The 21139-nt window shown below is 50.3% G+C and carries 22 protein-coding genes; 4 read left to right on the plus strand and 18 right to left on the minus strand.

From position 1 onward, the window contains the following. Positions 1-203 precede the first annotated feature (203 nt). A complete protein-coding gene (gene ttcA, locus MJO57_RS23005; protein ID WP_252019041.1) occupies positions 204-1118 on the minus strand; it encodes a tRNA 2-thiocytidine(32) synthetase TtcA in 915 nt (304 codons plus the stop codon). 234 nt (positions 1119-1352) lie between these two features. Between ttcA and MJO57_RS23010 the strand changes: the two genes are divergently transcribed. Beyond that, the gene (locus MJO57_RS23010; protein ID WP_252019043.1) at positions 1353-1682 is read left to right on the plus strand and encodes a TraR/DksA family transcriptional regulator; all 330 of its coding nucleotides are present in this window, start codon (positions 1353-1355) and stop codon (positions 1680-1682) included. A 56-nt stretch (positions 1683-1738) separates the two neighbouring features. On the opposite strand, the gene MJO57_RS23015 is transcribed toward MJO57_RS23010, so the two are convergent. The 14 genes from MJO57_RS23015 to MJO57_RS23080 form a co-directional block, all read right to left on the minus strand. Further along, the gene (locus tag MJO57_RS23015; RefSeq protein WP_252019045.1) at positions 1739-2341 is read right to left on the minus strand and encodes a hypothetical protein; all 603 of its coding nucleotides are present in this window, start codon (positions 2339-2341) and stop codon (positions 1739-1741) included. An 84-nt stretch (positions 2342-2425) separates the two neighbouring features. Then, on the minus strand, positions 2426-2983 hold the full coding sequence (locus MJO57_RS23020; RefSeq protein ID WP_252019047.1) for an adenine phosphoribosyltransferase: 558 nt from the start codon (positions 2981-2983) through the stop codon (positions 2426-2428). Positions 2984-3062: 79 nt separating this feature from the next. Then, entirely contained in the window at positions 3063-3821 is a 759-nt protein-coding gene (gene fnr / locus MJO57_RS23025; protein ID WP_252019049.1) for a fumarate/nitrate reduction transcriptional regulator Fnr, read from the minus strand. A gap of 454 nt (positions 3822-4275) precedes the next feature. Further along, positions 4276-5673 (minus strand): oxygen-independent coproporphyrinogen III oxidase, encoded by a 1398-nt coding sequence (hemN, locus tag MJO57_RS23030; RefSeq protein WP_252019051.1) that lies wholly within the window; start codon positions 5671-5673, stop codon positions 4276-4278. A 311-nt stretch (positions 5674-5984) separates the two neighbouring features. After that, the gene (locus tag MJO57_RS23035; RefSeq protein ID WP_252019053.1) at positions 5985-6692 is read right to left on the minus strand and encodes a sulfite exporter TauE/SafE family protein; all 708 of its coding nucleotides are present in this window, start codon (positions 6690-6692) and stop codon (positions 5985-5987) included. Between the two features lie 126 nt (positions 6693-6818). Next, on the minus strand, positions 6819-7007 hold the full coding sequence (gene ccoS / locus MJO57_RS23040; RefSeq protein WP_252019055.1) for a cbb3-type cytochrome oxidase assembly protein CcoS: 189 nt from the start codon (positions 7005-7007) through the stop codon (positions 6819-6821). 2 nt (positions 7008-7009) lie between these two features. Further along, positions 7010-9556 carry a heavy metal translocating P-type ATPase gene (locus MJO57_RS23045; protein WP_252019057.1) on the minus strand — a complete coding sequence of 849 codons (2547 nt, stop codon included), beginning with the start codon at positions 9554-9556 and terminating at the stop codon, positions 7010-7012. Further along, positions 9556-10182, minus strand: coding sequence for a FixH family protein (locus MJO57_RS23050; RefSeq protein ID WP_252019058.1), 627 nt, complete (start codon positions 10180-10182; stop codon positions 9556-9558). The genes MJO57_RS23045 and MJO57_RS23050 overlap by 1 nt, the downstream gene beginning before the upstream one ends. Before the next feature lie 15 nt (positions 10183-10197). Further along, on the minus strand, positions 10198-11589 hold the full coding sequence (gene ccoG, locus MJO57_RS23055) for a cytochrome c oxidase accessory protein CcoG (RefSeq protein ID WP_252019060.1): 1392 nt from the start codon (positions 11587-11589) through the stop codon (positions 10198-10200). A gap of 305 nt (positions 11590-11894) precedes the next feature. Next, positions 11895-12791 (minus strand): cytochrome-c oxidase, cbb3-type subunit III, encoded by an 897-nt coding sequence (gene ccoP, locus MJO57_RS23060; RefSeq protein WP_252019062.1) that lies wholly within the window; start codon positions 12789-12791, stop codon positions 11895-11897. A 2-nt stretch (positions 12792-12793) separates the two neighbouring features. Beyond that, positions 12794-13012 (minus strand): cbb3-type cytochrome c oxidase subunit 3, encoded by a 219-nt coding sequence (locus tag MJO57_RS23065; protein ID WP_252019064.1) that lies wholly within the window; start codon positions 13010-13012, stop codon positions 12794-12796. After that, positions 13012-13626 (minus strand): cytochrome-c oxidase, cbb3-type subunit II, encoded by a 615-nt coding sequence (ccoO, locus tag MJO57_RS23070; RefSeq protein WP_252019066.1) that lies wholly within the window; start codon positions 13624-13626, stop codon positions 13012-13014. The genes MJO57_RS23065 and ccoO overlap by 1 nt, the downstream gene beginning before the upstream one ends. A 5-nt stretch (positions 13627-13631) precedes the next feature. Continuing rightward, the gene (ccoN, locus tag MJO57_RS23075; RefSeq protein WP_252019068.1) at positions 13632-15104 is read right to left on the minus strand and encodes a cytochrome-c oxidase, cbb3-type subunit I; all 1473 of its coding nucleotides are present in this window, start codon (positions 15102-15104) and stop codon (positions 13632-13634) included. A 465-nt stretch (positions 15105-15569) separates the two neighbouring features. After that, positions 15570-15866 carry a hypothetical protein gene (locus MJO57_RS23080; RefSeq protein WP_252019070.1) on the minus strand — a complete coding sequence of 99 codons (297 nt, stop codon included), beginning with the start codon at positions 15864-15866 and terminating at the stop codon, positions 15570-15572. Positions 15867-15940: 74 nt separating this feature from the next. On the opposite strand from MJO57_RS23080, the gene MJO57_RS23085 reads away from it, so the two are divergent. Together MJO57_RS23085 and MJO57_RS23090 are read left to right on the plus strand one after the other, a co-directional pair. Next, positions 15941-17143 (plus strand): IS66 family transposase, encoded by a 1203-nt coding sequence (locus MJO57_RS23085; RefSeq protein ID WP_252019072.1) that lies wholly within the window; start codon positions 15941-15943, stop codon positions 17141-17143. Next, on the plus strand, positions 17076-17453 hold the full coding sequence (locus MJO57_RS23090) for a transposase (RefSeq protein WP_252019074.1): 378 nt from the start codon (positions 17076-17078) through the stop codon (positions 17451-17453). The genes MJO57_RS23085 and MJO57_RS23090 overlap by 68 nt, the downstream gene beginning before the upstream one ends. On the opposite strand, the gene MJO57_RS23095 is transcribed toward MJO57_RS23090, so the two are convergent. Beyond that, positions 17440-17697, minus strand: a complete 258-nt coding sequence (locus MJO57_RS23095; RefSeq protein ID WP_252019076.1) for a hypothetical protein — start codon at positions 17695-17697, stop codon at positions 17440-17442. The two genes, MJO57_RS23090 and MJO57_RS23095, sit on opposite strands and share 14 nt — an antisense overlap. 448 nt (positions 17698-18145) lie before the next feature. Between MJO57_RS23095 and MJO57_RS23100 the strand changes: the two genes are divergently transcribed. Next, entirely contained in the window at positions 18146-19186 is a 1041-nt protein-coding gene (locus tag MJO57_RS23100) for an IS1595 family transposase (protein ID WP_252017335.1), read from the plus strand. Here MJO57_RS23100 and MJO57_RS23105 read toward each other — a convergent pair. After that, complete coding sequence (locus tag MJO57_RS23105) at positions 19183-19761, minus strand: Dyp-type peroxidase domain-containing protein (RefSeq protein ID WP_252019078.1); 579 nt, start codon at positions 19759-19761, stop codon at positions 19183-19185. The genes MJO57_RS23100 and MJO57_RS23105 overlap by 4 nt on opposite strands. After that, positions 19698-21059: an ISNCY family transposase gene (locus MJO57_RS23110; RefSeq protein ID WP_252017318.1), complete on the minus strand. Its 1362-nt coding sequence runs from the start codon at positions 21057-21059 to the stop codon at positions 19698-19700. Before MJO57_RS23110 ends, MJO57_RS23105 begins: the two co-directional genes overlap by 64 nt. Positions 21060-21139 lie beyond the last annotated feature (80 nt).

A 21139-nucleotide genomic window follows, 5' to 3' on the forward strand; every position in this document is an offset into this window, starting at 1 on the left:
GGGTGCTGAACAGTTACAAAAGAGATAACGTTATTTGCCAGCGATGAGTTAAAACGTAAATTAGAGAACTACAATGGTCGTATCAGTTACCGGTATAATTGGAAGCTGAATGAGTACAGGCCATAATTCAGATCGTATACAGGCTGAAAAAAAGTACTGAATAAAGCTTCATCAGGCTGCACTGAGGCAGCCTTGTTAGAGGATCAAGGCTCGAAATTGATCACCTGAACACCATTACCCTTCTCAAGAATATTGATATTGCCTGAGAAGACGGTCTGATTATCAGCATGCTCATAATCCTTTCGCTTGCCATTGCGGTCAAGCTCCAGATGTTTGAAATCAAACAGTTCTGTATCGGCCATTTGTGAGGGCGCAATATTCTGCATTGCCGTAAAAATGGACTCAATGCGACTGGGGTGCTTTCTTTCCCATTCAGCCAGCATGGCCTTGATGTTTTGTCGTTGCAGGTTTTCCTGGGAGCCACACAGGTTACAGGGAATAATCGGGAACTCCAGCTGCTCTGAGAAGCGGGTTATATCTTTTTCGCGACAATACGCCAAAGGACGAATCAAGATGTTGCGACCATCATCAGAGCGCAGCTTTGGCGGCATGGCAGACAATCTTGAACCATAAAACATATTCAGGAACATGGTTTCTACGATGTCATCCTTGTGATGACCAAGGGCAATTCTGGTCGCCCCAATATCTTCTGCAAAAGCATACAGAGTCCCCCTTCTCAGGCGTGAGCAAAGGCCGCAGGTTGTTTTACCCTCAGGCACTTTTTCCCTGACGACCGAATAAGTGTCCCGATTGATGATGTGATACGGTATCCCCAGCCCGTCAAGGTAGTCAGGCAGGACATGCTCCGGAAAACCGGGCTGCTTCTGATCCAGATTAACGGCAATAAGTTCAAAATGGATTGGCGCACTTTTTTGCAGGCTCATGAGGATATGCAGCATGGTGTAGCTGTCTTTACCACCCGACAGGCAAACCATAACCCGATCGCCATCTTCGATCATATTAAAGTCTTCGATGGCTTTTCCGGTCAGGCGTCTGAGTTTTTTCTGTAGTTTATTGAAACTGTATTTTTCAGAACCAGTCAGGTTGGTCGTCGTCATAGGGGCTGTGCTAACCGTCATTGTAAATCGACTGATTATATCTACCGGTTACCATTCAACCAAGTCAGTGTTTCACGGAAAGTCTGTAGTGGCAAAGGACAGCCGGACAGAAAAGATCTATTTTCTTGATAGAGAATATTACGCTGACGGTAGCAATGATCTACTATTTGAGTTCGGAATTTCTGAAAAGAATAAAAGCAAGGTTCTCCAGTATCTTTGTGCAGGGGTAGCAAAATGACAGATCATGATAAGTTGCAAAAATGGTTGCTGGCTCGCAGGGATGAGCTGAATACGCGTCTGGGCAAAATTAAAAAAGATGCCTCCCGTAAAAACAGCGCAGACTGGTCTGAACAGGCCCAGGAACGGGAGAATGATGAAGTTATTGATGCGCTTGGGAATGAGGCGGTTATTGAGCTCGGTAAAATTAACCGGGCTCTTGATCGCATGAACGAAGGAGATTACGGATTTTGTTTATCCTGCGGCAAGGACATTCCGGTTCAGCGTCTGGAAGTTATGCCTTATGCTGACCTGTGCGTTAAATGCGCAGAAGCCCGCGGCCTATAGTGGGTGTGAGATCACGAAGCATACGATCAGTGCCGCCAGGAGGCTGAATAACAGTCTCAGGCGGGCTTGGCTGCAGCCCGGTTAAAGTACGCGGACTCCTCTGTGGAGCTACCTGATTCAATAATCATCTGTTGATAGCTTTCACAGAAACTCTTGATGGTTCCCGGATTTCTGCTGTGAAACTGCTTTTGCCATAACTTGCCCAAAGCGGCGATATCGTCCTGATCGATGTTCTCTATTTTCAGGCCCGATCGATGATAGATAAGCCATGCAATGGCCGTGGCGTAAACCAGATTGGTGGCAAGCTCATGATGGGGATGGGAAAGAAACTCTCGCTGACTGGCCAACCCACGAACCTTGCTGGAGAGATCAGGGTTTGGAGCAAGAAATAAATCCCAGATATTTCTGTGCATACGCGGTGATATTTGATAAATACCAAGGGCCTGATGATTGGCCAGTTTCAGGTGAAAGCCGAGTCCTGACTCTCTGGCAGCAGTACCAAGCAGCAGATTTTCAGCGGTTGGGCTCCACATGCCCAGATGCTTAAGTGCTGGGCGAACCACATAGTGTCGCAATTCCTTGGCACAAATTCCCATATGAAAAGTCCTTTTTTCCGGGGAAGTACCTTCCGGCTGAATGCTTCCACGCCTGCCGGACAAGATTCTGGAGCCGACTCAGGAATACTGGCACCGGCCCTATGAGAGATATCGTATCATCCCTGAAATTCTGAACTGATGATGGTCTTATTCGCCTTCAAAACTGCACAGGGTGTAGGTTGGAATGCCGGCCGCATTGAGTTTATCAGCACCTTTGAGGTCGGGCAGGTTGATAATGGCAGCGGCCTCCAGAATGCTGGCCCCGGCATTTCGGATCAACTGATCTGCTGCCAGCAAAGTGCCGCCGGTGGCGATAAGATCATCCATCAACAGGATTTTTTCACCAGCCTTAACGGTGTCTTCATGCATTTCCAGCACGGCTTTTCCATACTCAAGGTCATACTCAACACAGAGGGTTTTACCGGGTAGTTTACCTTTCTTACGAAACAGTACCAGTGGCTTGTTCAGGATATAGGCCAGTGTCGAGCCAAGCAGGAAACCACGGGCATCCAAAGCGCCAATACGATCAAAAGCCTGACGCTCATAACGCTGAACCATGACATCTACGGTCTTGCGCCATGCTTCCGGGTTTTCAAACAGCGTGGTGATATCCCTGAACAGGATACCTTCATGAGGCCAGTTCGGTATGGTTCTGATTTGGGATCGCAGATATACCTGAACGGATGAGCTTTCGTTTGTATGCATGGGAGAGAGCATGCCGCTATCAGTCAATAGAACAAATGGAAGAAGCCACCTCAAAGGGTAGCTTCATCAGCGAATAAAGTCATGCGCCGGTGACAATCGGGTTTGGTTCCAGCGTTTTTCCGCCGGCCAGTGTGCATAGCTCAACAGAGTTGCGAATTTCGATTTCCTTGCCCACCGCTGAGATCAGGCCATTTTTCTGGAATCGGGTAAATACACGACTTACGGTTTCTACCGCCAGGCCCAGGTAGTTCCCCATCTCATTTCTCGACATGGACAGTCGGAACGACTGGGAAGAAAAACCACGGCGACGAAAACGGCTGGCCAGATTGATCAGGAACGTGGCAATGCGTTCATCTGCGTTTTTCTTGGAGAGCAGCATCATCATTTGCTGATCTTCGCGGATGCGCTTGCTCATCAGTCGCATCAAATGGCGGCGAAGCTCCGGAAACTGATCTGAAAGGGTTTCCAGCTGCTCGAAAGGAATTTCGCAGATCATGGTGGTTTCCATAGCCTGGGCAGAAACCGGGTAGGTATCCGTATCCATGCCACTCAGGCCAAGAATTTCACTGGGCAGGTAAAATCCGGTGATTTGTTCCTCACCTTCATTGGTCGCCGTGTACGTTTTGATAGCCCCGGAGCGAACAGCAAAGACACTGGTGAAGGGGTCGCCTTCCAGAAACAGGTGTTCGCCTTTTTTCAAAGGACGTCCACGCTTGATAATGTGATCCAGCTGATCAATATCCTTAATGCTTAGTGCCAGTGGCAGGCACAGTGAGCTGAGGCTGCAGTCTCTGCAGGCCACATGGCTCGGCTGTCGGACGTTGGGCTTTGACGTCATTGAGAGGCCTCAAAGTCGTATTTGCGAAATTCGACACTGTTTTATCGGAAAGCCAAGTTTATGAAAAATATTACCGGAGTGTAAATCAGGTATATACGCAGCCGGACAGATCTAAAGAAGTAGTTTAGTACTGCTTCAGTAAGGCGTCATAAACGATGTTCCGATGAGATTTCTCTGCTGTGTCGTCTATCCAGCTCAGGGCTGACATCGATAATAGTACCGGTCATTGCACCTGGTGGTTGTGTGTCTTTGTCCCCGGAAAAGTCCATCCGACGTTGTCTTGCGTCACAGGATTGAATTTCCGTTCGTGGTGTTTGACTGACCCGGCAGATTTTGCACTTATGTTTCAAGTAAATCAATGTGAGAGTGGTGATAAAGAGTAGTCAGTTTCGGTTTTCTTCTGATAAGCAGGCCGCAAGTCGGTTCGCGTGCGAACCGACTTGCGGCCTGCTTATCAGATAACCTTTGAGTAGAGCGGCTTTTCTTTCATCTCCGGTTGATGGAGATAGTGGTCGAACTGCATACAGATGTTACGGATCAGCAGGGTTCCTTTAGGCAACACTTCCAGCAAGCCATCACTATTGTAACTGACAAGGCCGTCTTCCCTCATAGGCTCAAGCCTTGCCAGCTCATCACGGAAGTAATCTCTGAATTGAATGCCAAACTGCGCTTCAATATCGCTGAAGTTCAGTTTGAAGTGGCAGATCAGCTGGGTAATCACTGTCTGGCGGACTTTGTCATCATCTGTCATCTTCAGGCCGCGTACCATCGGCAACTGCTGTTCATTGATCATTGCGTAATACTGGGCTTCATCCGTGCTGTTCTGAATATAGGTGTCGCCTACCTGGCTGATGGCAGACACACCCATGCCGATCAGGTCGCAGTGGCCATGGGTGGTATAACCCTGAAAATTCCGGTGCAGAGTACCTTCTTCCCGGGCAACGGCCAGCTCATCGTCAGGCAGGGCAAAGTGATCCATACCAATGTAGATATACCCCTGATCCAGCAGCTTTTCCGTGGCCTTGTGCAGAATTTCCAGCTTCATCTCAGGCACTGGCAGATCCTGTTCATTGATTCGGCGCTGTGGCTTAAAGCGGTGTGGCAGGTGGGCGTAGTTAAACAGGGATAACCTGTCCGGTGCCATATCGACCACACGATCAATGGTTTCCATAAAACTGCTGGCGCTCTGGAAAGGCAGGCCGTAAATCAGGTCCATATGTACGGACCGGAATGCCATGACTCGGGAAGCATCAAGCACAGATTGAATCATACTTTCCGGCTGTACCCGGTTAACGGCTTCCTGCACTCTGGGATTGAGGTCCTGAACACCGATGCTGATTCGGTTGAACCCGAGGTCCCTCAGGGTGCCCATCATGGGCCAGTCAACTTCCCTGGGATCCAGTTCAATGGAATAGTCTGCACCATCGCTGTGGGTCAGCTGGAAGTGCTGGCTGATATGACCCATCAGGTCAGTCATCTGATCTCTGCTCAGAAAGGTCGGAGTGCCGCCGCCAAAGTGGAGCTGTTCAACCCGCTGTTCATTGCTATAGAGTGCTGATTGCATCTCGATCTCACGGAACAGGTATTCCAGATAGATATTGGCACGCTCACGATGCTTGGTCACAATTTTATTGCAGGCGCAGTAATAGCAAACATGAGAGCAGAACGGAATGTGAAAGTAGAGCGAAAGCGGTTTGATACTGCTGGCACTGGACTGGGCATTTTCGTGATATTTGTGAATATCAAAGCTGCCATCAAACTGCACCGCTGTGGGATAGGAGGTATAACGCGGGCCTGAGTGGTTGTAACGGTGAATCAGGTCTTTATCCCAAACTGGTGCACTATTCATCATTGCTCTCGAACGGTAATCTTCATGTCTTGTCAGTCAATGTTTTGGCCTTCAGATCTCTTTTTCGGTGCCGGAAAGCTTAAGGCAAAACAGTCTGTATTACGTCATGATGCTTTTTGGTAGTTTAAAAAGATTTTCAGTTCCGTTCTTTGATTGGTGTCAATAAGTAAGAACCGAACCCGTTATGCCTGAGGACTGTATCGCAGGTGACGTGAAATTTTAAAAGGCAGGGATCTTATCTGCCTTTTGGTTATTAATCGAGCAATTAATGCGCCAGGTGGTTTTATTCTGAACAGGCCGGTGCCTTCTTTTTATCACATATGATGATGCAGCGCGGACATCAGCCACTTCTGGTGAGCGCCTGGCATAGACCATAGCCCGAACAGGATGATCAGCAAACCAGCCAGATTACGGGTAATGCGGGCCTGAATGATACCGCTGAGCTGTCTTGAGAAGGCGCCGAGCAGGAACACTGAGGGTATGGTGCCCATACCGAATGAGGCCATTAACAGCGCACCCTGTACAGGGTTTCCCTGGGTGGCGCTCCAGGCCAGTGTGCTGTAGACCAGGCCGCAGGGTAACCACCCCCAGAGCATGCCAACGGCAAGGGCATTGGCAACGTTTTTTATTGGCAGCAGAGCTTTGGCTTTGGGTTGGATATGTTGCCAGAGTTTATGTCCGATCTTTTCCAGATGTGTCAGACCCCGCCACCAACCGGTCAGATAAAGCCCCATGGCGATTAGCATAATAGCTGCAAAATATCGGAGTCCCATTTTTACTTCCGGGCTGATACCTCCCAGGTACCAGCCAATGCTGCCCAGCAGGAAAGCAGCGATGCTGTAGCTGGTAATCCGTCCAAGATGATAGGCCAGCATCAGCCAGAAGATTTGTGCACGGGACCTGCCTGCCAGGGAGAGACTGAGGGCGGAAGTAATGCCGCCACACATTCCAATGCAGTGGGCACTGCCCAGGATTCCCAGGGTTAATGCGGAAAGTAAAGTGGGGACTTCATTAATGGTCATACACTACTGCCTTGTTTTTCCCTTGCTGACGCAATACTGGTGGTGGATTCCGAGCAAAAAAGATGGACTCGTTCCCACGGTCCCCCGTGGGCATGCATATCAAACTCTCTCTAAGTTCCATGATGCTCAGGGTTTATCATCCTTTTGTGAATTAGCCTTTGGTATCTGTGTGCGTTGAGGCTCATCAAAAAGAATGCTGTGTGCCGGCCCTTCAAGGTCGTCAAACTGTCCATTGTCTACAGCCCAGAAGAACACTTTGATCGCTACACCGATCAGGATCAGGGCCAGAGGAATCAGGATAATCAGGCTTTCCATAATCAGGCAGCTTCTCCGGGTTCAAGGTGGGCGTATACTTCTTCTGATCGGTCTGGTTCATTAACCGGTTTCCCCGGGCGATTCAGTCGCAGGGCATTGGCCACCACAATCAGGGAGCTGAGCGCCATACCGGTAGCCGCCATCCAGGGAGCAATCATGCCAGCAGCGGCCAGGGGCAGTGCGGCCAGGTTGTAGCCAAGGGACCATGCCAGGTTTTGCCGGATGATTTTCCGGGTTCTTATGGTCAGGTTAAAGGCATCGGCCAGTCGCTCAAGGTTGCCACAAATCAATACCGCATCTGCACTGGTGCGTGCCAGGTCAGAGGCATTACCCATGGCCATGGAGATATCCGCCCCTGCCAGAACAGGAACATCATTGATGCCATCACCGACCATCAAGACTTTGTGGCCCTGACTCTGCAGCGTCTGTATATAGTGCAGCTTGTCATCCGGACTGCTTTCAGACTTCCATTGTCGTATACCAAGAGATTCAGCGGTTGCCGCCACCACCAGCTCGGCATCACCACTGAGCAAGGTTACGGTTTTGCCCATCTGTTGCAGCCGTTGGATTGTGTGGGCGGCCTCAGGGCGCAGGCTGTCGGTAATCCTGAACCAGCAGAGCGGTTGCCAGAGTTCCTGGTCAGTACTTTCTGACATCAGCAGCCACTGTCCATCCTGTTCTGGTGTTGCCATGTTGTCGCAGGGGCAGGCAAAGTCTGGTCGTCCGATACGATAAAAGCGGTTGCCAATGGTGCCTTCTATCCCCTGGCCCGGGTGGTTTTTAACATCGTGAGCCTGCTCATGCAGTGACTCAACCGTGTAGAAAAAGGCTTTGGCGATAGGGTGTTCCGAGTGAGCTTCCAGGGCCGCCGCCCGTTGCAGCAACACCTCTTTTGAGCAGTTGCCGTTATCAAGAGGAACGACCCGGCTTAAAGAGAGTTCTCCTTTGGTCAGGGTGCCGGTCTTATCAAAGATCACATGGTCGATGGTTTTCAGGCCCTCCAGAACATGACCACGGGTCACCAGCAGACCCAGACGGTGCAGATAACCGGTAGCCGCAGTCAGGGCGGCAGGGGTGGCCAGGGACAGAGCGCAGGGGCAGGTCACCACCAGAACTGAAAGGGTAATCCAGAACGCGTCTTCCGGAGCAATGCCAGACCAGCCCCAGTAAACGACAATGGCAACCAACAAAACACAGGCAACAAACCAGCCGGCCACCTTATCGGCAATTTTGGCGATGGCGGGTTTATCCTGCTGTGCCCGCTGCAGCAGCTGGATAATGCCGGCTACCCGGGTCTCTTCGCCCACTTTGCTTACCTTCAGCTCAATCGGGTGATCCACGTTGATACTGCTGCACAGCAGTGTATCACCGGGCTGCTTTTCGATGGGCAGGTACTCTCCGGTCAACATGGCTTCATTCACGCTGGTGGAGCCACTGATCAGAATGCCATCTGCGGGAATGGCATCACCGGGAAGAATTCTAACTTTGTCGTCTGGTTGCAAGTCGGCCACCGGGACACGCTGATACTGACCGTTGACTTCTTTCAGGCAGCTGGGCGGCAGCAGATTGGTCAGCGCCCGTGCAGCCCTGGCGGTTGCATGGCGGGCACGAAGCTCAAGGTAGCGGCCAGTCAACAGGAAGAAGGTGAACATGGAGACGGAGTCGTAGTAGACTTCACCGCTTGAACCTGTCGCAAGGAAGTAAACAGAGAAGGTTGCCCACAGGCTGGCCAGGTAGGCGCCGCCAATAGCAATGGATACCGGAACATCCATACCGAGGTGTCGTATTTTGATATCCCGCCAGGCCGCCTTGAAGAAGGGGGCGGCAGAATACAAAACCACAGGCGTAGCAATCACGGCACTGAAGATCCGGATCAGGTCCCGGTAAATGTCCGGCATATCGTCACTGATCGCACCGGAATAGAGGGCGATGGCATACATCATCACCTGCATGGCACCAATACCGGCAACGGCAAGCCGTCGTATAAAGATTCGGTTTTCATTTTTCAGCAGGGCTTCCTGCTGGTCGGCACGCCAGGGGAACGCTTTGTAACCGATTTTGTGAATTTCCAGCAGAATGGTGCTTAAGGGGATCTCGCTGTTATCCCAGGTGATCTGTGCCTCATGGGTGCTGAGATTGACACTGACCCGGGCAACACCCGCCAGTGCTTCCAGATGGTTTTCCAGTAACCAGATACAGGCAGCGCAGGTAATGCCGTCAATCAACAGGCTGGCAGTTAAGCGGTTGTCCTGGCTGTCCCGTTCCTGGCTATAAGTAGCTGGTCCTGCGGGTCTGACAAAATCCTCCTGCACCTCTGCACGGTCATAGATCTGCAGCTCTTCCTGCAGTCGCTGAGTCAGATCCGTGACCTGGTTGGCGCTTTCGGTCCGGTGCCGGTAATAATTCTCCAGACCGCCGGCAACAATGGCCTCGGTCACTGCCTTGCAGCCCGGGCAGCACATGGGCTGTGGTATTCCTTCAACGTCTGCAAAAAATACCACCGGCTCGCTGACCGGCAGTGTGCAATGAAAGCAACGGGTATCGGTCATCAGGCATCCGGGTTTTTCAAGGTAATGGGTGTTCCCGGTGAGACGACTGCCTCCAGGGTGATCTTCCAGCCGGTCTCATAGCCTACTTCCGGAATCAGCTCATCCAGTGTTTCCAGTTGCAGGTAGTAACGACCGTCAATCAGCGCTTCCAGCTGACCGACATAGACCGGGTTTTGCCCTGGTTGTGCAGTGCCAGAGGCTATAGACGATATGCCGAAGGAGCGGGTCAGCGTAATGGCCTTATCTTTGTCTTTAAACACCGGAGACAGAAAACTGAGTTTAAGTTGCTCAGGCCACGCATCCGGGCTTCCCTGCATCTTCACCCTGACTTCACCGATCAGCTCATCAATGGTCAGTATGCCTGCAACGGCCAGGCTTCGGGCATTGTCAATCCGGGTCATGTCCTGGTTGATGGTTTTGCCGTTCTTGTAATAGTCATCAATCACAACACTGTCCTGATGGGTGAAGGCAGTGTAGACCTGAAAACCTCCCCAGGCAAAGGTGACCATCAGAATACCGACGATGTACCAGGCCCAGGGTTCCCGGTACCAGGGGGTAAATGGTTCCCTGTTGGTCGAAGGCTGGTTGGCTGGCAGGTTGTCCCTGCCGGTTATTGACTGCGTCATGGTACAGGTTTTCCTCTATCGTCCGGGCACCATAAATCGGCTTTCAGCGGTAATGGCTTCCAGCCCGGGCTGACTGGAACTGATACTGAAGCGAATTGGCTGGGTGACAGGGGTGCCATCAATCAACGGAGCGATAACTCTGATGATTTCCTGTTCCACACTGCCTGGTTCTACCACTATGGCGGTTTTGCCCGCTATTTTCAGATTCTCAATACCAGCCACCTGTATTTTGATGTTGTGGGGGTGCTGGTCTTTGTTAGCGATTTTCAATGTGAAGATATTCTCTACCTGGTCATCATTTATAACCCGGTAAAGAACATTTCTATCCCTGAGTACTTCCAGTTCCAACGGAATTCGATGGCCAAGGCTGAAGATAAACAGGCAGATCATGATTAATAATGCTGAACAATACCCGATCAGGCGGGGGCGCAGCCAATGGGTTTTCTTGCCGGAAAGTTCATTGTCGGTGGTGTAGCGAATCAGGCCCTTGTCATAGCCCATTTTGTCCATGATGGTGTCACAGGCATCGATACAGGCGGCACAGCCTATACACTGGTATTGAAGTCCATCACGGATGTCGATACCCGTAGGACAGACCTGTACGCAGACACTGCAGTCCACGCAGTCTCCCAGCCCCATGCTTTTGTGATCAGCGCTTTTCCTGCGTGGGCCACGTTGCTCACCGCGATGTTCGTCGTAAGCAACCACCAGGGTATCGTTATCAAACATAACGCTCTGGAAACGAGCGTAGGGACACATGTAAATGCAAACCTGCTCTCGCAGGTAACCGGCATTACCGTAGGTTGCCAGGGTGAAGAAGCCGAGCCAGAAAGCACCCCAGGGCGCCACATCGACGGTGGCTATGTCCATAACCAGTTGTCGGACGGGAATAAAATAACCGACAAAGGTGAGTGCTGTAGCAAAGGCGATACTGAGCCAGAGGATATGTTTAGCACTTTTGCGCAGAAATTTTCCGATGGACATGGGCTCTTTGTCCATTTTCATTCTGCGGTTGCGTTCACCTTCAGTGATTCGTTCGGCCCACATGAACACCCAGGTAAAAACACTTTGGGGACAGGTGTAGCCACACCAGATTCGTCCGGCAACTACCGTTAATGCAAACAGGCCAAAGGCACAGATAATCAGTAGCCAGGAGAGCAGGATAAAGTCCTGTGGCCAGAAGGTGGTGCCGAAAATATGAAACTGACGGGCAGGAAGGTCAAAAAGTACCGCCTGACGGCCATCAAGGTTGATCCAGCAGGTACCAAAAAAAAGTAAGAAAAGGAATGTTCCGCCAGCCAGACGAAGCGTTCGAAAGTGTCCGGAGAAGCTCCTGGTATAGATCTTCTCAGGCTTCTGATAGAGGTCGATCAGTTCCGGTTCCTGGTTGGCATTGTCTTTATTCATAGAGCCCGAATATACCGGTAAGGTTTTTATGGATTTTCACTCCCACGGTCCCGAGGGGCACTCGAAACCCTTTGACTCGTTCCCACGGTCCTCCGTGGGAATGCATACCTGAACTCGCCGCCAATGCAAAATGCCCATCAGGCACCCTGGATTTCGGGCAATACAGGTTTTTCCTAATTCTGCAAATCCGGTATGCATTCCCACGCGGAGCGTGGGAACGAGGCCACCAGAGGATTTCTCCGCACTCTCTCTGCACTCTCTCTCCGCACTCTCCGTGTCTCTGCGCCTCCGGCGTGGTGAGCAGATCATTCAGCCATATGAGTCAGGCTGTAAACGTAAGCCGTCACCAGGTGAACCTTCTCTTCACCAAGAATATCGTTCCATGGTAGCATAACGCCATTTCGTCCCTGACGGATGGTGTATTCCACCTGGACCTGACTGGAGCCATACAGCCAGATATTGTTGGTCAGGTTTGGCGCGCCCAGGGCAAGGTTTCCTGTGCCATCGGCGTTATGACAGACGGCGCACGTCGTACTGAAAATCGTTTTGCCCGCATCCAGGTCCGCTTCGCTGGCACCGGTAGCGATGCCGGACAGTTCACGGGTATAGCTGGCAACCTGCTTCACGCCTATATCACCGATCACGGCACCCCATGCCGGCATCTGCCCCTGACGGCCGTGGGCAATACTGGCCTTGATAGCATCAGACGTACCACCGTAAAGCCAGTCACCGTCAGTAAGATTTGGGAAGCCGAAGTTACCGCCGGCATCCATACCGTGACAGAGGGCGCAATTGTTGATAAATACCCGCTCACCCATTTTCAGAGCCCTGGGGTTTTTAATCAGTTCGTCAATGGGGGTGGCGGCATAACGGGCAAATTCTGGCGCATATTTGCGGTCATGCTTCAGCTGATCCTGTTCCAGCTCGTTAACCTGAGTCCAGCCAAGGACGCCTTTCAACTTACCCATGCCCGGGTAAAGAATCAAATAACCCACGGTAAATACCAGGGTGGCCACAAACATGATAAACCACCAGTGGGGCAGAGGGTTATCGTACTCTTCGATACCATCATAGGCATGACCGGTGGTCTCTTCCGTCATTTCCTTGCGCTGGGCCTTACGTGTTGAAAACAGAACCCAGGTGACCAGTACAAGGCAGGCGGTGGTCAGTAACACGATCCACCAGTGCCAGAAATTACTCATCGTTATGCTACTCCTCTTTTTCGGGAGTTCTTATGGGTTTCCCGGTGGCTGCCTGTGGCATCGGTATTGACAGCATCCTCTTGCTGGTCATCAGCAAATGGCAGGGAAGCGGCTTCTTCAAAATCGCCTTTACGACTGCTGCTGTATGCCCAGAAGACCACCGATAGAAATGCGATCAGGGCGACCAGTGTCGCCAGTCCTCGAATCGTATTGATATCCATCAGCGCTTACTCGAAATAACGGTGCCCAGTCCCTGGAGATAAGCCACCAAGGCGTCCAGCTCGGTTTGACCTTTCACGGCATCCCTGGCGCTGGCAATATCTTCATCGGTGTAAGGAACTCCCAGGGTCCGTAATGCTTCCATCTTTCTTGCGGTCAGCTTGCCATCCAGTTGGTTGTCAGCCAGGAATGGGTAAGCGGGCATGATGGACTGAGGCACCAGGTCACGTGGGTTAATCAGGTGAGCACGGTGCCAGTCATCAGAGTAACGACCACCAACCCTGGCAAGGTCCGGACCGGTACGTTTGGAGCCCCAGAGGAATGGATAGTCATAAACGGACTCGCCAGCGACCGAATAGTGACCATAGCGCTCAACCTCGGCACGAAGCGGACGGATCATCTGGGAGTGGCAGCCTGCGCAGCCCTCACGGATGTAGATATCACGGCCTTCCAGCTGCATCGCTGTGTAAGGCTTCAGACCGTCAACGGGCTGAGTGGTCTCTTTCTGGAAAAAGAGCGGGACGATCTCAACCAGGGAGCCAAAGCTGATGGCAACCACCACCAGTATCACCATCAGGCCAAGGTTCTTTTCAACAATATCGTGCTTGCTAGCCATTATTATTATCTCCCTTCAACCGGCGCAGTGGTCGGGTGGAGTTCGAGGGATTTTTTCTGTGTAGATTGCTCCTTTGATTCACTGGCCGTGCGGTATACGTTGTAAGCCATGATCAGCATGCCAAGTACAAAGAAGGCACCACCAATAGCGCGGACAATGTAGCCGAAGCCGCTGGCTTCTACGGATTCAATGAAGCTGTAGGTTAACGTGCCGTCTTCGTTGACTGCACGCCACATCAGGCCCTGGGTGATACCGTTCACCCACATGGCAACGATGTAAAGCACGGTGCCGATGGTAGCCAGCCAAAAGTGCGCATTGATCAGGCTAACGCTGAACATCTGCTCTTTGCCGTACAGTCTTGGAATCAGGTGATACAGGGAACCGAATGACACCATGGCTACCCAACCCAGGGCACCGGAGTGAACATGACCAATGGTCCAGTCCGTGTAGTGGGACAGGGCATTAACGGTCTTGATGGCCATCATCGGTCCTTCAAAGGTGGACATGCCATAGAAGGAAAGGGAAACCACCAGGAAGCGCAGGATCGGGTCGGTCCGCAGCTTATGCCAGGCACCGGATAGGGTCATGATACCGTTGATCATGCCACCCCAGGACGGTGCCAGCAGCACCAGCGACATGACCATGCCCAGACTCTGGGCCCAGTCCGGCAGTGCGGTGTAGTGGAGATGGTGCGGGCCGGCCCAGATGTAGATGGCAACCAGTGCCCAGAAATGCACGATGGACAGACGATAAGAGTAAACCGGACGCTCTGCCTGTTTGGGAACAAAGTAATACATCATGCCCAGGAAGCCAGCGGTGAGGAAGAAGCCTACCGCGTTGTGACCATACCACCACTGGATCATGGCATCCATGGCACCAGCGTAGGCCGAGTAGGACTTGGTCAGGCTGACGGGCAGAGAAGCGCTGTTAACGATATGGAGCACGGCAACCGTAATAATGAACGCACCAAAGAACCAGTTAGCTACATAGATGTGCTTGCTCTTGCGCTTCATGATGGTGCCAAAGAAGACCAGGGCGTAACTGACCCAGACAACGGCGATCAGAATATCAATGGGCCACTCAAGCTCGGCATACTCTTTGGATGAGGTAATGCCCATGGGGAGCGTAATGGCCGCAGCGACAATCACCAGTTGCCACCCCCAGAAGGTAAAGGCGGCGAGCCCCGGCATGGCCAGTGTCGCCTGACAGGTTCGCTGGACAATGTAGTAGGACGTTGCGAACAGAACACAGCCACCAAAAGCAAAAATCACCGCATTGGTGTGCAGTGGCCGCAAGCGTCCAAAGCTGGTCCAGGGCAAGCCCAGGTTGAGTTCGGGAAAGACCATCTGAGAGGCAATCAGCAGGCCTACCGCCATACCAACAACTCCCCAGACCACGGCCATGATGGCAAACTGCCGAACTACTTTGTAGTTGTATAGCTTGTCGCTATAGCTCGGCTGTAACGTTGCAGTGCTCATGCTCCATGCTACCTTCGGATTATACTTATGAGATTTGATGGTTATTGTGGGCAAACCGAAATGGGGTTGTATTGATACGGATCAATATACGATCAAAAAATGAGCCAGTTGCTCCAGCTTTGGGCAGACTTCTTGCAGTCTCAGCCGCTTGGCGGTTAGAGATAATCAGTTCCTGATTGCAACAACTAAGGTGCACCAACGGTCCTGACTTCTTATGTCCTCATCTGGTTATCGGGAGCATATATCGCAATGCTCCGTTGACCCGCGGCAATCATACAGGAATATAAGAGTTGCTGCTAATAATTTTTCGGCATTTACTGATTGGTTATCTTGGTCTTTGTGATGGCTTATGATACCGAAGATTGCCTATATAAAGGCACTTTTTATCGGGCACTTGCTACCGGGTCAGAGTAACCAGGCCGGTCAGTTTCTCTATCTGATCCATAAACGACAGGTTAAGCCTGATTAATCGGGCTTCACCAGCCATAAGGCAATTTTGACAGACGTTGGCTCATCCTTGTAAGTTGGTTTCCTGGCAGTCTGGCTACTGAAAAACGTTCTGGTGAATTCATCACTTTTTTGCAGGCCGTCAGCGGCAATTTCATTGGTGAGCTGTTTGTTTTCACTGGCCCGGGCATGGTTCAGTATGCTGTGTCCTTTGGCTAAATGGGTAAGGTTCTCGGGATTGATACCAAGTTGGGTAAATGTGCCTGCCAAATTGGGCTCTCTTGAGGCAAATGAAACCAGGTAACTGTTCAGCACCCCCACATAAATCTGGAATTTTCTGATTTTTATACCATCCTCTTAAGCACCATTTTTCCACAATATTCGCCAGCATGATTCCAGAACTACCCGCAACTATGTCGGCTGAGATTCTCTTGAAAGAGAATGCAGAGCTGCGGATGAGAGTTGCCTGTCTGGAAGAGCGATGTCGAGAATTGGAAGAAAAGGTTGGCAAGAACAGTCAAAACAGCAGCAAGCCGCCATCGTCTGATGGTTATCAAAAACCTTGTAAAAACAGTAATTCTCCAGATCATTCTGACGACCTTTCCGCAGATAAAGGTACCGATCCATCGGATGAAAAACCCAATCCTAAAAGTCTGAGACAGTCTTCTGGTAATAAAGCCGGTGGAAAGAAAGGGCATCAGGGCACTTGTCTTAAACAGGTCGATATCCCTGACTATATTGAGTACCTTCCGGTTAAAGAATGCAATAAATGTCAGGCGTCTCTTCTTGATAGTGAGCCGGTCAAATATATTGAACGACAGGTGTTTGAACCAGGGAGACCGGGTGAATTTGAAGTAACGGCCCATAGAGCTGAAGTAAAAATCTGCACTTGTGGTTGTCGGAATCAGGCTGAATTCCCGGAAGGTGTTACCGCTGCCGCACAATATGGCTCAGCCACACAGGCTATGGCCGTCTATCTTAACCAATACCATTTCCTGCCTTTTAAGCGCGTGTCAGAGTATTTTAATACTCTCTATAAAATGAGTGTAAGTGCAGGCACTGTCGCCAATTTTGTGGCCAGAACCTATGAAAATCTGGCTTCTACTGAAGAGGTTATTCGTGACGCCTTGCGGGAATCGTCTGTTGCCGGAGCCGATGAAACGGGTATGCGGGCCGAGGGCTCTTTGCACTGGCTACACGTTATGCGGGATGAACAATGGACGCTCTACTACTTGTCTGAAAAGCGAGGTCGTGAGGCCATGGACACGATGGGCATACTGCTAACATTTGCAGGCGTTCTGGTTCATGATCATTGGAAATCCTATTTTGCATATGCGGCAACTCACGTACTTTGCAATGCCCATCACCTGAGGGAGCTTTTGGGTGTTGTTGATAGGGACAGCAATCAACTGGCGTTGCGATTGATGAAGCTACTGAGGCTTTCCTGGCATTACTGCAAGGGCTTTAAGACCATAGGTATGCTACAGATGCCAAGTGTTGTCTGTGAACGAATCGAGAAGATTTATGACCGGTTGCTTCCGGGCTCTAATGAAAGAAGTCGTCTATATGGAGAAGCAACGAGAGGAGCTTAAGCGCAAGAAAGTCAAGAATACTAAAGCTTACAATCTCTTCAAACGACTCACTGAGTTCAAGGCTGAGACACTGCGCTTCATGTCAGATTTTACCATTCCCTTCGATAACAATGGCAGTGAGCGGGATGTTCGAATGGCCAAGTTAAAGCAGAAAATCTCAGGCTGCTTCAGGAGTGCAGACGGTGGTTCTATGTTTGCACGGATTCGCAGCTATTTGTCGTCTGCCAGAAAACAGGGAATGGACATATATCAATCACTTCATAGAGCTGTTCGGAATTACTGTAATATGCCTTTGCTCAGTGCTGAATAGTTACATCCAGATTAAAGGCACTGGTGAAGTTTTGGCACATTTGGGCAATATCTTCAGTGCCAAGGCTGGCTGGCATATTCTTGTTGAGTTCATTCAATCGGGTTGCCAGCTCATCGGCTCCCGGCAGATTGTTGAAGCTTTCAGCGGTAAACTGAGTCACGGATTGCACTTCGGTGGTCGTATGTTTTTTTGCAGAGGGTTCGGGTGATGGGGGAAGCTGAACGTTTGCAGGATCAATATTCATGAAAACACCTGTTTCATAGCAGTTTTGTTGTTAATGACTGATTGTCAAAACTGGCAATGTTCTGGGTATAAATCAGTTGGTTTTTATGTTCATCTGCCTGCGCTGCGGCATGCGGCAATCTGAACACTACTCAGACCATTGACCTGCCGAATTAGTTTCATACGTCATGCGGGTTGTTCAGGTGGGTTACAGCAAGAGATAGTTGCAAAAGCTTCTCAGAATGCACCTCATAAGAGGTGCTGCCCGTGGTTATTGAGTTTTGCCCGGGAATTTGATGTCAAATATTCAATGCCAGAAACTCAACAGAGGGCGCAAAGAAAGCACAGCCTGTGACCGCCGTTGAAAAGTTCATCAGATGATCATAATGTCCATGAGCATCCGCGGCTAAGTTACCGTTAATGGTTGAATCAGCTAAACTCCCATAAAATCTACGTTGTAGGGGAGTGATATGCAATCTGAACTCTTCCAGAATTTTATTGATTCCATTTCAACATTAACCAGTGAACAGCGAGACATTCTTAACAACTCGCTCCTTAGTACTCAAATAGAGGTTACCGAGGTAGTAGAAACCACTGACTCTGAACCTGTTTACAGTGAATCTATACCCAATAACGATAATGCAACACCTGACGTAGAAAAGAGCATACTTGCCCAATTTGCCGAAAACCCCAGGTGCCCCAAATGCAAAAGCCATAGCGTTGGTCGCTGGGGCATACGAAATGGCCGACAGCGCTACCACTGCAAGACTTGCGACTCAACGTTTAACGCCTTTAGTGGAACGCCTTTGGCAAGGCTCAGGCACCCTGAAAAATGGAACAAGTACCTCGCAGGTATGACTCACTCTATGGTCTTGCGACCAGCTGCTGCTGAGAATGCCATTGACTTGAAAACTGCGTTCCGCTGGCGTCACCGCTTTCTTGAAGTGATTAATAATGATCAAGCAGAAGAGCTTTGTGGCATTACTGAGCTTGATGAAACATTTTTCCGTGAATCCTTCAAAGGGCAAAGAGAAGGCCTTCCACGGCCAACCCGAAAGCGGGGTAATGATCCCAACAAAGCCCGAAAAGTCCCGGTAATGGTGGCTCGGGACCGTAATCGAAATACCGTTGACGGTGTATTAGAAAACGAAAGTGCTAATGAATTGTGCAGGCATTTAAATGGCCGCATATCGATACAGGCCACGGTCTGTGCGGATGCACACCTCGCTCACGAAAAACTTGCTGACAAGCTTGGATTTGTCTTCAAGGAGCTGGTGACATCAGCAGGTCAACATGTTGTTGAAGGCATCTACCACATCCAGACTGTAAATTCTTATCACAGTCATTTAAAACGCTGGATTGGCGGCGTATTCCAAGGGGTTGCAACTCGTTACCTTCCCCATTATCTGGCCTGGAGGCGAGAACTGACGGCAGCAAAAAAATTAACTGTTGGCCGGTTGATCAGCAGAATTACTGAACATTGGTGCTTCCAACCATTAACGGTAACTTAGCCAGCATCCGCTTTAATCATCGCCTGCAGCATCCGATTAAAATGTTCCGGTGTTTTTCCATAGGCAATAAAGAACAGGCCTGATTCCCTGGCGTCCCCATAGGGCATGCTGTGGCGGAGGATCTCCATGCTTTTGCCCTGCTCGTCTTTGAGATTGACCCGTTTGATATGGGCTACGGGTGCCTTCTGTTCAGCACTGAACTCAATATTGTCCTCCTTGGTGCGGCCCATAATGGTCTCCTGATCCTGCAGCGAACACTGTTCCCACTCTTTCAAATGATGCACATAGCGTTGGGTGTGGATATAGCTAGTTCTCGTCCAAAAACGCATCAGGCAATCATAATTAGATTGTACGTTCGTTTTGATATTTCCTGAAATTCCAGAGAGCCGCAAAAACTCTTCCCTTTTTTTCTCTAATCTGGGACGGATATTGGAGAAAAACGCGAAAAGCAGGCAGAAAACATCCTCCCACCATGCTGGAAAGGTACTTTCATGTAGCGTGGAGGTGGCTATCAGGATGGTGCCGGGTGTCTGGCCAGAATCACCAGGTTGTAACAGACCACCGATAACCAGCAATGAGAATCAAAACGCTCAGAACCCTTGCAGTGGCAACGTGATAGCCCAAAACATCTCTTTAGCCACGAAATTCCCGCTTCAATACCTGCCCGGAAGCGAAAGAGCGTTTTATACACATACTGACTTTTAGTCATCTCTTCGACTTCAAGTCCGCGCTTCTTATTAAAAGCTACATCGCTGATTCCCATGGCCTTGGCTTTTTCCAAATTAGCGCGACACGCGTATCCGCCGTCACCGCTTGTCTGGCGAGGTACACGACCATAAATTTCTTTTTGTCTTTCCATCATCGGAATGAATTGGTCCGAATCCGCTGGGTTACCTTCCTCAATAACCAGGTCCAGGATCAATCGACTTTTTCCCTGAACCAGGTTCAGTTTATGGCCATACTGTACTTGCCGCCTGTCTTTTACGATGATATCCGTATGGGGTTCATACAGGCTAACCACTTTTTCCTGGGCTGGCACCTTTTCACCCTTAAAGACCCTGCGCTCTGTCTGGGAGACTATTGCATCCACCAGGGGTAACAGGTGATCCACATCGGCCTGCCACTTGTCGGCATCATCAGCCAGGAGACACTGCCCCTGCTGACGGGCGTTTGCTAGCGTGACAGTAGCTTCGATAAGTACCTTCCGGGATTTTCGGGTCAACTGCAGCAGTTTTTTATAATGCTGATGCCGCTCTTCTTTGCCAGCGTAGATGCATTTTCTGGCCGCATCTTTTACGGCTCGGTTGTGATGGGTATATTCATAAAGCGGTGTCGCTGTCAGTGTTTGTCCCCGTTCCAGCAGCCGACAAATTTCTTTAACGGAACTGGCTAAAAGATCACTGTCGCAAGGAGGTTTGATATCCGATTCGGTGACTGTGCTGTCAATAGCCACAGTGCGCCCTTTTTCAATACCCTGATCTTTAGCGGTCATTAGCTGACAGTTATTAATCCGTTCCCATGTAGATGCAGTAAGAAGGCTGATGAGCCCATGCAAACTGGAGCGACTGGGGCGCTGGTTTGGTTCGAGGCGACAAAAGTCTCGAAAGAGCATGGAGTCCATCAAAACAAACGACAAGTAGTCATAATCACAATTCAAATACTGTTTCAGGAGTGCCGCACGAAGAACGGATTCTGCTGATAGTCCGTTCCGCCCAGTGTTCTGTTTATCACCAGAACTTAAGTCCTCATAAATCCAGTCATTGAACTGTGGATGGGCGTCAAGCCATTGCGAGATACCGGAAAGCTGGGAGCAGATTTCATGAGGTACGTAATGGAGTTCCATACTACACTGCGGGTTGCGTTTTTTGCGCATTTGGAGTCCTCTGTTTTTGGCAATCCCTTATGTTTCTTGCTCTTGGGAAGTTTAGTCGCCAGATAGCAGTAGGGCTCCAC

The organism is Endozoicomonas sp. SCSIO W0465 (assembly GCF_023716865.1).
Classification (GTDB): Bacteria; Pseudomonadota; Gammaproteobacteria; order Pseudomonadales; family Endozoicomonadaceae; genus Endozoicomonas.